Annotated in this window: 12 protein-coding genes; 5 read left to right on the top strand and 7 right to left on the bottom strand. The window is 65.0% G+C overall.

All coding sequences use genetic code 11. The features are described 5' to 3' along the window. Nucleotides 1-83: 83 nt before the first annotated feature. Nucleotides 84-1,019 (bottom strand): bifunctional riboflavin kinase/FAD synthetase, encoded by a 936-nt coding sequence (locus ACZ46S_RS15885; protein WP_464062537.1) that lies wholly within the window; start codon nt 1,017-1,019, stop codon nt 84-86. Nucleotides 1,020-1,102: 83 nt separating this feature from the next. Here ACZ46S_RS15885 and ACZ46S_RS15880 point away from each other — a divergent pair, with 83 nt between their 5' ends. Beyond that, complete coding sequence (locus ACZ46S_RS15880; protein ID WP_464062536.1) at nt 1,103-2,287, top strand: DUF2125 domain-containing protein; 1,185 nt, start codon at nt 1,103-1,105, stop codon at nt 2,285-2,287. A 42-nt stretch (nt 2,288-2,329) separates the two neighbouring features. On the opposite strand, the gene ACZ46S_RS15875 is transcribed toward ACZ46S_RS15880, so the two are convergent. Next, nucleotides 2,330-2,950 carry an MlaC/ttg2D family ABC transporter substrate-binding protein gene (locus ACZ46S_RS15875; protein ID WP_464062535.1) on the bottom strand — a complete coding sequence of 207 codons (621 nt, stop codon included), beginning with the start codon at nt 2,948-2,950 and terminating at the stop codon, nt 2,330-2,332. Between the two features lie 30 nt (nt 2,951-2,980). Next, nucleotides 2,981-3,772 carry an MlaA family lipoprotein gene (locus tag ACZ46S_RS15870; RefSeq protein ID WP_464062534.1) on the bottom strand — a complete coding sequence of 264 codons (792 nt, stop codon included), beginning with the start codon at nt 3,770-3,772 and terminating at the stop codon, nt 2,981-2,983. A 159-nt stretch (nt 3,773-3,931) separates the two neighbouring features. Between ACZ46S_RS15870 and metF the strand changes: the two genes are divergently transcribed. From metF to ACZ46S_RS15850, 4 genes are all read left to right on the top strand, one after another. Then, entirely contained in the window at nt 3,932-4,870 is a 939-nt protein-coding gene (gene metF, locus ACZ46S_RS15865; protein WP_295737088.1) for a methylenetetrahydrofolate reductase [NAD(P)H], read from the top strand. After that, nucleotides 4,867-7,038 (top strand): ATP-dependent helicase, encoded by a 2,172-nt coding sequence (locus tag ACZ46S_RS15860; RefSeq protein WP_464062533.1) that lies wholly within the window; start codon nt 4,867-4,869, stop codon nt 7,036-7,038. Before metF ends, ACZ46S_RS15860 begins: the two co-directional genes overlap by 4 nt. Further along, nucleotides 7,031-7,906 (top strand): 50S ribosomal protein L11 methyltransferase, encoded by an 876-nt coding sequence (locus ACZ46S_RS15855; RefSeq protein WP_464062532.1) that lies wholly within the window; start codon nt 7,031-7,033, stop codon nt 7,904-7,906. Before ACZ46S_RS15860 ends, ACZ46S_RS15855 begins: the two co-directional genes overlap by 8 nt. Before the next feature lie 138 nt (nt 7,907-8,044). Further along, complete coding sequence (locus ACZ46S_RS15850; RefSeq protein ID WP_464062531.1) at nt 8,045-8,197, top strand: hypothetical protein; 153 nt, start codon at nt 8,045-8,047, stop codon at nt 8,195-8,197. A 113-nt stretch (nt 8,198-8,310) separates the two neighbouring features. On the opposite strand, the gene ACZ46S_RS15845 is transcribed toward ACZ46S_RS15850, so the two are convergent. The 4 genes from ACZ46S_RS15845 to ACZ46S_RS15830 all read right to left on the bottom strand — a co-directional run bounded on the left by ACZ46S_RS15845 (nt 8,311) and on the right by ACZ46S_RS15830 (nt 12,155). Further along, a complete protein-coding gene (locus ACZ46S_RS15845) occupies nt 8,311-9,720 on the bottom strand; it encodes an NAD(P)(+) transhydrogenase (Re/Si-specific) subunit beta (RefSeq protein WP_464062530.1) in 1,410 nt (469 codons plus the stop codon). 6 nt (nt 9,721-9,726) lie between these two features. After that, nucleotides 9,727-10,116, bottom strand: coding sequence for a proton-translocating transhydrogenase family protein (locus ACZ46S_RS15840; protein ID WP_026439696.1), 390 nt, complete (start codon nt 10,114-10,116; stop codon nt 9,727-9,729). Nucleotides 10,117-10,138: 22 nt separating this feature from the next. After that, nucleotides 10,139-11,272, bottom strand: coding sequence for a Re/Si-specific NAD(P)(+) transhydrogenase subunit alpha (locus ACZ46S_RS15835; protein WP_464062529.1), 1,134 nt, complete (start codon nt 11,270-11,272; stop codon nt 10,139-10,141). 133 nt (nt 11,273-11,405) lie between these two features. After that, nucleotides 11,406-12,155 (bottom strand): class I SAM-dependent methyltransferase, encoded by a 750-nt coding sequence (locus ACZ46S_RS15830; RefSeq protein WP_464062528.1) that lies wholly within the window; start codon nt 12,153-12,155, stop codon nt 11,406-11,408. Between the last annotated feature and the right edge of the window lie 25 nt (nt 12,156-12,180).

Here is a 12,180-nt window from a genome sequence, read left to right as displayed (position 1 = left end):
CAAACAAGCGGCGATGCGCGGAAAACCCGTTTCAGGCCCGGGCAGGCGGTATAATTCGGGCGATTTGGCCGGTCATGCGCATCTTATGTGCCCCCGCCGGGCAGAGCGTCAAGCGCGTGCCGGGCGGCGTTCGCATCCCGGGCGATCTGCGCCTGCAACGCCTCGAAAGAGGGAAATTTCTGCTCATCGCGGATGAAATGGCGCAGCTGCACCGAAAGCTCCTGGCCGTAGAGATCGCCCTCGAAATCGAAGAAATGCGCCTCCAGCCGGGACTGGGTGCCGCCCACGGTGGGGCGCAGGCCGAGATTGGCCACCCCCTTCACCGGCTTGCCCCCAATCCGGCAGGTCACCGCATAAACCCCGCGCTGCGGCTCCAGATGCCGGCCCAGCTCGATATTGGCGGTGGGAAAGCCGATGGTGCGCCCGCGCGCATCGCCATGCAGCACCGGGCCGCGAATGGAATAAGGCCGGCCCAGCAAGGCGGCGGCGCGCTCAGGATAGCCATCCTGCAGCAGCCGGCGGATGCGGCTGGAGGAGACCGGCCCCTGCGCGTCAGCCACCGCCGGAACGATGGACAGGCCGATGCCGAGATTTTCCGCCCGGTCCGCCAGAAACGCCACATCCCCGCCGCGCCGATGCCCAAAGGCGAAATCCGCGCCGCAGGAGAGATGCACCGCGCCGATGCCCTTGAACAATATCTCCTGCACGAAGGCCTCGGCGGTGAGGTGGGAGAATTCCGCGTCGAAAGGCAGCTGGTACAGAATCTCCACGCCCAGCGCCTGCAGCGCCACCGCGCGCTCGGCGGCCAGTGTCAGCCGGAAGGGCGCATCCTGCGGGCGGAAGAATTCGCGCGGGTGCGGCTCGAAGGTCAGCACCGCCCGCGGCGCGTCCGGCCTGGCGGCGTGAGCGGCGCGCAGCACCGCCGCATGGCCGATATGCACCCCGTCGAAATTGCCCAGCGCCACGCTGGCCCCGCGCGCCGCCAGCGGCACTGTCCGCCAATCCGAATAAATCTTCATGCCCGTGCTAAAGCCCCCACCCTTGGCCGCGGGTCAAGGGTATTGCAGAAGATGGACGCGAACAAATGCGGGAAGGATCGCACATGCGCGGGGTATTCAAGGGCCTGATCGGGCTGGTCATCGTGCTGGCGCTGCTTTGGCTGGGGCTGTGGCTCTATGCGGAAATGCGGCTGAAACAGCTGGTGACGGCGCAGATCGACCAGATCAATGCCGGCGGCACGGCGCAAATCAGCTATGACCGCCTGACCAGCAGCCGCTCGCCGCTGGTGGCCAGCCTCACCCTGGTCAATCCGCGCTGGAGCGAAACCCCCGCCCCCGGCGCCGGCCCGCTCTCGCTCCACGCCGCCAGCTTCGGCGCGCATATCGACCTGCTGAGCCCGTTGACCCTGCATATCGACATGCCGCACAGCCTCGACATCTCCACCCCCCGCGCCGCCGGCGCCATGACCTTCGCCGTGGCGGATGTGACAGAGCGGCTCGCCCCCGGCGTCTGGCTTGGCCATACCGGCAATCCCGTGCGCGCCGGCGATGCGCGCTTTGCCGGCATCAATCTGCTGGCCAGCAATGGCAGCCTGCAGGTGGCCAGCCTGGACAGCCTGGTGCTGCATCAGGCGCTGGACGCCACCGCCGGCAAGGGCCAGACCGCCCTGGCGGCAACCCTCCAGATGCGCGGCTTCGCCCTCTCGCCGATCCTCGCCCGGCTGATCAACCTGCCCTTCGATGGCAAGCTGGCCGGGCTGGACCTCTCGGTGCAGCTCTCCGGCCCGCTGGACTGGCAGAGCCTGGCCCGCCAGGAGGCCGGGCTGCCGGATGAGACGGCACGGCATAAATTCATCCTGCAGGCGCTGCATCAATGGGCGATGGCGGGTGGCAGCGCCACCGGCAAAGCCCATCTGGCGCTCGGCCCCAGCCAGCTGGACGCCGCCGGCCATGCGGTTTTCGACGCGAACGGCCAGCCCTCCGGCGCCTCCAGCCTGAAGGCCGACCATCTGGATGCGCTGAGTGCGGCGCTGACCAAATCCTACCCCTTCCTGCAAGACTGGGTGGCGCGGTTCCAGGCCCGCTTCTCGCCTTATATCACCAGCAACGCCCAGGACGGGCAGGTGCTCGCGGTGCAGACGCGCTTTGGCAAGGATGGCGTGTTCATCAACGGCACCCGCAGCGGGGACATGCCGCCGCTGAACTGGGACAAGCTGCTCAACCCGCCCCCGCCCGCAGCCCCGCCGGCCACCGCCCCGGGCGATGGCTCCGGCGCCGCATCGCCATAAAAAAAGGGGCCGAAAGGCCCCTTTTGCGCAAACCTGAAATCGTTACTGGTTGGCGATCTTGTTGATCTGCCCCTGCATCGCCTTCAGCAGCGCCGAAACCTGGCCGCCATTATCCGTGATCACCCCGGCATAATCATTGCGGGTGGTGATGCGCAGGCTGGTGCCGGCGACGATCACGTCGATGATCTTGGGCTGGCCGTTCTCATCCTGCACCACCCAGCCCACATCCGCCGGCGCCTTGCCCGGCGCGGTCACGGTGGTGTCCACCAGCACGTTGTCGCCCTGCGGGGCGGCGCTGTTCACGGTGAAGCTGACCCCCTGATAGGCCTTGATCTGGTAGGTGATGTTATAGCTCAGCAGCTGGTGAAACAGGCTCTGGAATTGCTGCTTCTGCGCCGGGGTGGCGACATTGATATAGCGCCCCAGCACATAATCCCCGACCTGATCGACATCGACGATCTGGTTGACCAGATCGCGCAGCTGGCTCGCCTTCTGGCTCTGCGAACCGGGCCCGTTGACGATGGCCACCAGCTTGTCGCCGGACTGGGTGATGAAGCTCTTGGCGGCGTCAGGAGACATCGCCTGGGCATGGGCCGCACCCGCCATCACGGCGAGCATCGGAGCGGAGGCCACGGCCCCCAGAATGAAACGACGGAACATCATGCGTTTATGAAATCCTCGATAAGATAAGGCTTACTGGTGGTACCAGTTCGGCCAGGTGCGTTTGTCGCGCTGCTCAACCTGCTTCTGCTCTGAGGCACGAGATTGGCGATAAAGGCTCCGGAATGTGGCATAAGGGTCCAGAGCGGTGGCGTTGATCTGATCGATCGGCTGCAGATACTCCGCCCGGGTATTGATCAGATGGATGCCGGTCTCGGAATAGCCGAAATCGGTCAGGGCGCCGCTCGCGGGGGCGGCCTCCATCGGGGTGGCGAACCAGGAAACGGGATAGTTCATCGCATCGCGTACGCCCGACGGGCCAAAGCCCGGCAGATAGAGATAGGGGCCGGGCGGCACGCCCCAGGTGGCGAGGGTAATGCCGAAATCCGTATCGGTCTCGGGATAGCCCATGGCGCTGGCCGGGTCGAAAATACCGCCAATGCCGATGGTGGAGTTCACCAGGAAGCGCACCATGGCGCTGCCGGCATCGGTGGGGTGCCCCTCGGCCATGAAGTTCAGCATCCGCGCCGGCTCACCGATATTGCTGGCGAAATCGCCCACATGGTTGCGGATGCCCTGGGTGGTGATCGCCACATAGCCCTTGGCCACCGGCTTCATCACATAGGTATCGAGCTTGTTGTTGATTTTGAAGAAGACGCGGTTGGTCGGCTCCAGCGGGTCGTTCAGCTGCTGATAGGCCTGATAATCGGCCGTGTCGGATTTCGGCGGCGGGGTGGCGCAGCCGGTGAGCGCTCCGGCCAGAACCAGGCCTGGGAGGGTGATGGCCAGCCCTTGCGTAAGCCGGCGTTTCAAAGACGTCTTCATCCTTAACCTCTTTCCTGGCTGCGGGCCGCGAATACGGCGGCACCATCACATGTGAGGCAGATTACAGCAGGGTCAAGCACCGCGCCATCGCTTCCCCGCCAGCTGTGGCTTGCGCGCCACTTGCATGGTAACAGCAACCCCCTCTACGGAACGATGACCATGACCCATTCCCCTGTCCGACACACTCTGGAACGCTGGGCGCAAGGCGAGCGCATCGCCCCGCTGCCGGCGCGCGACGGCGCCGCCCCGCCCGCCATCTCCTTCGAGTTCTTCCCGCCCAAGACCGAGGCGCTGGAAGCCCAGCTCTGGGCCTGCATCGAGCGTCTGGCCAAGCTGCGGCCGGATTTCGTCTCCGTCACCTACGGCGCCGGCGGCTCCACCCAGGAGCGCACCCACGCCACCGTGCTGCGCCTGGTCAAGGAAACCGCCCTCACCCCCGCCGCCCACCTCACCTGTGTGGGCGCGACGAAAGAGGCGGTGAACGAGGTCGCGGCGCGTTATTGGGAGGCCGGGGTCAAGCATATCGTCGCGCTGCGCGGGGACATGCCGGGCGGTGCCGCCTATGAGCCGCACCCGGGCGGCTACGCCTTCGCGGCGGATCTGGTCGAGGGGCTGAAGAAGGTCGCGGATTTCGAAATCTCGGTCGCCGCCTATCCGGAAACCCACCCGCAGGCGGCCAGCCCCGAGGCGGATCTGGATAATCTCAAGCGCAAGCTCGATGCCGGGGCGAGCCGGGCCATCACCCAGGTGTTCTTCGATAACAGCATCTTCCTGCGCTTCCTGGACAAGGCCCTGGCCGCCGGGATCAAGGCGCCGATCGTCCCCGGCATCCTGCCGGTGACCAATTTCAAGCAGGCGAAGAGCTTTGCGCAGGCTTGCGGCACCTCTATCCCCGCCTGGATGGCCGATATGTTCGACGGTCTGGACGATGACATCGAAACCCGCCGCATGGTCTCCGCCGCCATGGCCGCCGAGCAGGTGCGCCTGCTGCAGGCCAACGGCATCGACGAGTTCCATTTCTACACGCTGAACCGCCCGGACCTGACCTACGCCATCGCGCGGATTCTCGGCGTGAAGCCGGAGGCCCCGGCGGCTTGAGCGCCTATCTGGAGGGGCTGAACCCCGCCCAGCGCGAGGCGGTGGAGAGCACCGAGGGCCCGGTGCTGGTGCTGGCCGGGGCGGGCACGGGCAAAACCCGGGTGCTCACCACCCGCTTCGCGCATATTCTGCTCAGCCGCCGCGCCTTCCCCAACCAGATCCTCAGCGTCACCTTCACCAACAAGGCGGCGCGGGAGATGCGCGAGCGCGTCGCCAAAATCATGGGCGGGCCGGTGGAAGGGCTATGGCTCGGCACCTTCCACGCGCTGTGCGCCCGGATGCTGCGCCGCTTCGCCGATCGTGTGGGCCTGACCAGCAGCTTTTCCATTCTGGACACGGACGACCAGCTGCGCCTGCTCAAGCAGATCCTGGAAGCGGCGAAGGTGGATTTCAAACGCTGGCCGCCCAACGCGCTGATGGCGCAGATCCAGAGCTGGAAAGACAAAGGCTACATGCCAGGCGCGGTGCCGGTGGCCGATGCCTCGGACTACGCCAATGGCCGCGCCGACGAATTCTACGCCGCCTACCAGGCCCGGATGCGCCAGCTCAACGCCGTGGATTTTGGCGATCTCTTGCTGCTGATGGTGCATCTGCTGAAGACCGACGCGGAGGTGCTGGCGCATTACCACCGCGCCTTCCGCTATATTCTGGTGGACGAGTACCAGGATACCAATCTGGTGCAATATTACTGGCTGCGCCTGCTCGCCCAGGGGCACAAGAATATCTGCTGTGTCGGCGACGACGATCAGAGCATCTATAGCTGGCGCGGCGCGGAAATTGAAAACATCCTGAAATTCGAACGGGATTTTCCGGGTGCCAAAGTCATCCGCCTGGAATCGAATTACCGCTCCACCGCCCCCATCCTCGCCGCCGCCTCGCATCTGATCGCCCATAATGAGGGGCGGCTCGGCAAAACCCTGCATTCCGGCAAAGCCAATGCCGAGGGCGAGAAGGTTGAAGTGATCTCCTTGTGGGATTCCGAGGAAGAAGCCCGCATTGTCGGCAGCCGCATCGAAAGCCTCTGGCGCGCCGGTGAATCGCTGAATGAAATCGCCATCCTGGTCCGTGCCGGTTTCCAGACCCGCGCCTTCGAAGAAAGGCTGCTGACCCTTGGCGTCCCCTACCGCATCGTCGGCGGGCTGCGCTTCTATGAGCGCGCCGAAATCCGCGATGCCATCGCCTATCTGCGGGTGCTGGGCCAGCCCTCGGACGATCTCGCTTTCGAGCGCATCGTCAACACGCCCAAGCGCGGCGTGGGGGATGGCGCCTTGCGCAATCTGCACGAAGCCGCCCGCCTGCACGGGCTTTCCCTGCACGATGCCACAGCGAGGCTGGTGGAAGAAAGCAGCCTGCGCGGCAAGCTCGGCACCACGCTGCGCGGGCTGATGGAACAGTTCGCGCAATGGCGCGACATCCTGGCCGCGCAAGGCCCGGTGGTGGCGCTGGACACGCTGCTGGAAGACAGCGGCTACATTGCGATGTGGAAGGCCGACAAAGCCCCGGACGCGCCGGGCCGTTTGGAAAACCTTAAGGAACTCTCCCGCGCTTTGGCGGATTTCGGCACGTTGCAGGAATTCCTGGAGCATGTCGCGCTGGTGACGGAAGCCGAAGCCCAGGAGGACGGCGCGAAAGTCTCGATGATGACCCTGCACGGCGCCAAGGGGCTGGAGTTCGACAATGTGTTTCTCCCCGGCTGGGAGGAAGGCGTGTTCCCCAACCAGCGCTCACTGGATGAAGGCGGCAATAAGAGCCTGGAGGAGGAGCGCCGGCTGGCCTATGTCGGCATCACCCGCGCCAGGCACCGCGCGGTGATCCTGCACGCCGCCAACCGGCGCATCTATGCCAATTGGCAAAGCTCGATCCCCAGCCGCTTCATCGATGAGCTGCCGGAAGAGGTGATCCGCCGCTCCGGCTCCGCCCAGCCCGCCGGCGCGCGCCCTGCCCTGCCCGCCACCCAATTCCCCCTGCAGGCCCGCCGCCCGGATGCGTGGGAGGTGCAGGCACGTCCCGCCCGGGCGCAAAAAATTCCCGTCGGGGCGCGGGTATTCCACCAGAAATTCGGCTATGGCCGGGTGATCGCGGCCGATGACGACCGGCTGGATATCGATTTCGAGACATCAGGAGAAAAACGCGTGCTGGACCGTTTCGTGGAGCGTCACGATGGCTGAGGAATTGCTGGACTGCATCAGCCTGCGGGTGCCGGCCGAGGTGATGGAAACCTTCGAGGCCGCCCTCTCCAGCGTCTGCCGCGCTGTCTCTTTCTATCACGATGAAGATGCCGATGAATGGGATCTGCAGGGCGTAAAAGAGCGCGGCGAGTATGAGCAAGACCTCGCCGCCGCGTTGATGATCGCCGAAATGGTCTCCGGCATCTCGCCCGAGATCACCCGTGGCCTGGTGCCGGTCGGCGGCTGGCTGGCGCGCACCCAGCAGGCTTTCCCGGAACAGCTCATCGGCAAGCGCTTCGCCATTCGCGGCACCCATATCCAGGATGCGAAGCTGCCCGGGCGCATCACCATCACGTTGGATGCTGGCCTTGCCTTCGGCACGGGCGAGCATAACTCCACCCGCGGCTGCCTGGTCACGCTGGAGGATCTGGTCAAGCACCACCACCCGCAGCGCATTCTGGATCTCGGCACCGGCTCGGGCATTCTCGCCATCGCCGCCGCCAAGCTGCTGCACCAGAAGGTTCTGGCCACCGATATCGACCCGCGCGCCGCCCGTGTCGCCGCCGAAAACGCCAAGCTGAACGGGGTGCAGGGGCAAATCAGCGCCATCCAGGCCGATGGCTGGCAGGACCCGCGAATCACCAAGGCCGCCCCCTTCGATCTGGTCTTCGCCAACATCCTGGCCCGCCCGCTTTGCGCCATGGCGCATCAATTGGCCGCGCATCTGGCGCCGGGCGGCGTCGCCATCCTGGCCGGGCTGTTGAACACCCAGGTGAACTGGGTGCTCTCCTGCCACCGCCGCGCCGGGCTCAAGCTGGAGCGCCGGCTGGTCGATGGCGCCTGGTCGATCCTGACCCTGCGCAAATGACCCTTCCATTCCGGCAAAACTGCCATGCAAACCAGCTTGTTGCAGCGCAGCATGGACTGGGAGGATAAAGGCTTCAAGGTTTAGCTGGAGGCCGTCCTTCAACCCAGGGCAGAGACCCTATTTTGAAGGAGTGCAACAATGAGCTTTAAGAGCAGCTTTGAGACGATGGGCGAAGGCATGATCGCCGCCGCCGAAGGCAATCAGATCATCGCGCAGGAAATCGCCCGCGCCGTGAAGACCCTCTTCGCGAAGATCTTCAACCGCAAGCCGACCGCCCTGCCCGCTGAATAAGCGTCCCGGACTGGTCCGCAAAAACCCCAGAGCCTCAGGCCCTGGGGTTTTTCTTTGCGGGCTCTGTATCGCCCTCTAAAAAAGCCGGGATTTTGTCCCGGCCTTGTCGTATCTCAATGATTGAGCGCCTGCACGATCTCTTCGGTCATCTTCTTCGCATCGCCGAACAGCATCATGGTGTTGTCCTTGAAGAACAGCTCATTCTCCACGCCGGCATAGCCGGACGCCATCGAGCGCTTCACGAACAGCACGGTCTTGGCCTTGTCCACTTCCAGGATCGGCATGCCGAAAATCGGGCTGGCCGGGTTGGTCTTCGCCGCCGGGTTGGTGACATCGTTGGCGCCGATCACGTAGACGACATCCGCGGTGGCGAATTCGTTGTTGATCTGCTCCAGCTCGAACACCTCGTCATACGGCACATTGGCTTCCGCCAGCAGCACGTTCATATGCCCCGGCATGCGCCCCGCCACCGGATGGATGGCGTATTTCACTTCCACCCCTTCCTTCTTCAGCGTGTCGGCCATCTCGCGCAGCGCGTGCTGCGCCTGCGCCACCGCCATCCCATAGCCCGGCACCACGATCACCTTGGAGGCGTTCTTCATGATGAAGCCGGCATCGTCGGCGGAGCCATGCTTCACCGCCTTGTCGCCGGAGGAACCACTCGCCACCGCGCCGGCATCGCCGCTATTGCCGAAGCCGCCGGCGATGACGTTGATGATCGAGCGGTTCATGCCCTTGCACATGATGTAGGACAGAATGGCGCCCGAGGAGCCCACCAGCGCGCCGGTGATGATCAGCGCCAGATTGCCGATGGTAAAGCCGATGCCTGAGGCCGCCCAGCCGGAATAGGAATTCAGCATCGAGACCACGACCGGCATGTCCGCCCCGCCGATCGGGATGATCAGCAGGAAGCCCAGCGCCAGCGCCACCAGCGCGATCAGCGCGAACAGCACCGTGCTGCCGCCGGAGGCGACGAAGGCGATGATCAGCAGCACGATCAGCACCCCCAGCCCGCCATTGAGCTTATGCTGGCCGGGGAAGGTGATCGGCGTGCCCTTCATCAAAGCCTGCAGCTTGGCGAAGGCGATCAGCGAGCCGGTGAAGGTGATGGCGCCGATGGCCAGGCCGATCGACATTTCGATCAGGCTCTCGGTATGGATATTATGCGGCGTGCCGATGCCAAAGCTCTGCGGCGCGTTCAGCGCCGAGGTGGCGACGAACACGGCGGCCAGACCCACCAGCGAGTGGAAGGCCGCGACCAGCTGCGGCAGCGCCGTCATCTTGATCTTCTGCGCCACCACCAGGCCGATGCCGCCACCGATGGCGATGCCCAGGATGATGGTCAGCGCCCAGCCCCAATCCATGCCGCCATGCAGGAAGGTGGCGAGGATGGCGATGACCATGCCGATCATGCCAAAGCGGTTGCCCTGGCGCGAGGTGGTGGGGTGCGAGAGGCCGCGCAGCGCCAGGATGAACAGAACCGCCGCGACGAGATACGCAAACGAGGTGAGAGACTGGTTCATCTGGCGTTACTTCTTCTTGAACATGGCCAGCATGCGGTTGGTGACCGCGAAGCCGCCGAAAATATTGACGCTGACCAGCACCACCGCCAGGAAGCCGAACACATGCGCCACCATCGAGCCATGCAGCCCGGTGGCCAGCATCGCGCCGACGATGATGACGGAGGAGATGGCGTTGGTCACCGCCATCAAAGGCGAATGCAGCGCCGGGGTGACCGACCAGACCACGTAATAGCCGACGAACACGGCCATCACGAAAATGCTGAACAGGAACACGAAGGGCGCTGCCGGCGGCGCGTGCTGGGCCGCCACGGCGGCCACCCCGGCGGCGTTCTGCGCCAGGATCGAGGCCTGATGGGCGAGGTCCGCCGCCTGGGCGGCCAAGTCTGCGGGTGTCATGATGATGAAGCCTCCCTGCGAATTAAACGGCGGGCTTGAAGTTGGGGTGGACGATCTCGCCGCCCTTGGTGAGCAGCGCGCCCTTGATCAGATCATCCTCCGGCTTCAGGTTCGGCGCCTTGGCGTCCTTGTCCCAGAAATTGGTGAGGAAGGTGAGCAGATTGCGGGCATAAAGCTGGCTGGACGCCACCGCGATGCGCGAGGGCCAGTTCTTATGGCCGATGATCTTCACGCCGTTGGCGGTGGTGATGGTCTCGCCCGGCACCGTCTCGGCGCAATTGCCGCCGGCTTCCGCCGCGAGATCGACGATGATCGAGCCCGGCTTCATCGCGGCCACCATTTCGGAGGTGACGATCACCGGCGCCTTGCGGCCCTGCACCAGAGCGGTGCAGATCACGATGTCATTCTTCGCCACGGTGGTCGCCATCAGCTCCGCCTGCTTCTTGCGGAACTCATCGGACATCTGCCCGGCATAAGGCCCGGTCTGCTTGGCGGATTCCTCGTCATCGACACCGATATAAGACGCGCCGAGCGACTTTATCTCCTCCTTGGCCGCCGGGCGCACATCGGTACCCGAGACCACGCCGCCGAGGCGCCGCGCGGTGGCGATCGCCTGCAGCCCCGCGACACCGGCGCCGATCACGAACACCCGCGCCGGCGCCACGGTGCCGGCGGCGGTCATCATCAGCGGGAAGCCGCGGGAGAATTCATAGGCGCCCTCGATCACGGCGCGATAGCCGGCGAGGTTGGCCTGGGAGGAGAGCACATCCATGCTCTGCGCCCGGGTGATACGCGGCAGCAGCTCCAGCCCCACCGCGTCGATCTTCGCCGCCGCCAGCGCCGGCGCCAGCGCGGGGTCGGACGCCGCGCCGAGGGTGGCGATCAGCAGCGTGCCCGGCGCGATAAGTGCCCGCACCGCTTCATCCGGCGCGGCCACGGCGAAGAGAAACCCGGCCCCGGCCAGCGCGGAGGCCGCATCCGGCACAATCTCGGCGCCCGCCGCGACGAATTCCGCATCCGGAATCGCCGCCGCGATCCCCGCCCCGGTCTCAATCGCCACCGTCAGCCCCAGCCCGATCAGTTTCTTCACCGTGTCAGGCGTGGCCGCCACGCGGAATTCTCCCGCACGACGCTCCTTCAAAACCGCTAACCGCATACCCTGGTCCTCAAACGCTTGAAAATTTTCTGTTACCTTGTGTTAAGGCGCTGGATATTACAAGCCCGCGCCCCCGCCGGGCATGTCGGCATAAACGCTCAGAACAGGCCGAGTTTTCCTGGTTTGCTTATTTTTATGGACGCGCGGGCGCCGCGTCCGCGCGGGGCTCCGGCAGGCTGCCCGCCGCGCCCAGGCGCACCGCCACATGCCCCTTTTCGGCGGAAACACCTATATATTCATAAGTCAGGCCGGCCTGCGCGATGAATTCCTGGAAGGCCTTATATTCATGCCCGCGCCAGCCAGGATAATTGAAATATTCATCAAACAGAATGACCGTCCCCGGCACGATCCGCCCCGCCAGCGCGGAAAAAATCGTCACCGTGCTGGTATAGATGTCACAATCGACGTGCAGAAAAGCAACAGGTCCGGCATGGGCGGCGAGGAAGGGCGGCAGCGTCTGGTCGAACCAGCCCGGATGCAGCCTGGCATTGGCGGGAACCTTGGGCAGCTTGCCCTTCTGGGTGAAGGCGCCGGCACCCTCCTTGGTCCCGGCCCAATCCTCCGGCAGCCCGCCGAAACTGTCGAATCCATGCACCTCACGCGGCGTCCGCGCCGCCAGATTGCGCAAACTGGCCCCACCGGCGACGCCGAATTCCAGCACCAGCCCCTCCTTGGGGGCACGGCCGAGGGCGAAGCGGGCCAGCTCATAGCGGTCCGCCAGCACCATGGCTTCGGGCATATGCGCGATCACATACTCTACCGCCTCGCGCTTGGCGTGCAGGCGCAGATCCAGCCAGAGATCATTCACATAGATCGAGTGCAGCAGCTTCCGATAGGCACGGGCGAGGAGCCCGGAACGAAGGCCGCGTTTGAGAATCGCCATGGTTGGATCCGCCTTGCTGTCCGCA

The organism is Acidocella aluminiidurans, from assembly GCF_055383125.1.
This window is presented reverse-complemented; position numbering and strand designations above follow the sequence as displayed.

Coding starts and splice junctions, on each gene's coding strand:
- ACZ46S_RS15885 (WP_464062537.1), bottom strand. CDS start 1,019: ATGAAGATTTATTCGGATTGGCGGACAGTGCCGCTGGCGGCGCGCGGG.
- ACZ46S_RS15855 (WP_464062532.1), top strand. CDS start 7,031: ATGGCTGAGGAATTGCTGGACTGCATCAGCCTGCGGGTGCCGGCCGAG.
- ACZ46S_RS15850 (WP_464062531.1), top strand. CDS start 8,045: ATGAGCTTTAAGAGCAGCTTTGAGACGATGGGCGAAGGCATGATCGCC.
- ACZ46S_RS15830 (WP_464062528.1), bottom strand. CDS start 12,155: ATGGCGATTCTCAAACGCGGCCTTCGTTCCGGGCTCCTCGCCCGTGCC.
- ACZ46S_RS15880 (WP_464062536.1), top strand. CDS start 1,103: ATGCGCGGGGTATTCAAGGGCCTGATCGGGCTGGTCATCGTGCTGGCG.
- ACZ46S_RS15845 (WP_464062530.1), bottom strand. CDS start 9,720: ATGAACCAGTCTCTCACCTCGTTTGCGTATCTCGTCGCGGCGGTTCTG.
- ACZ46S_RS15835 (WP_464062529.1), bottom strand. CDS start 11,272: ATGCGGTTAGCGGTTTTGAAGGAGCGTCGTGCGGGAGAATTCCGCGTG.
- ACZ46S_RS15840 (WP_026439696.1), bottom strand. CDS start 10,116: ATGACACCCGCAGACTTGGCCGCCCAGGCGGCGGACCTCGCCCATCAG.
- ACZ46S_RS15870 (WP_464062534.1), bottom strand. CDS start 3,772: ATGAAGACGTCTTTGAAACGCCGGCTTACGCAAGGGCTGGCCATCACC.
- metF (WP_295737088.1), top strand. CDS start 3,932: ATGACCCATTCCCCTGTCCGACACACTCTGGAACGCTGGGCGCAAGGC.
- ACZ46S_RS15875 (WP_464062535.1), bottom strand. CDS start 2,950: ATGATGTTCCGTCGTTTCATTCTGGGGGCCGTGGCCTCCGCTCCGATG.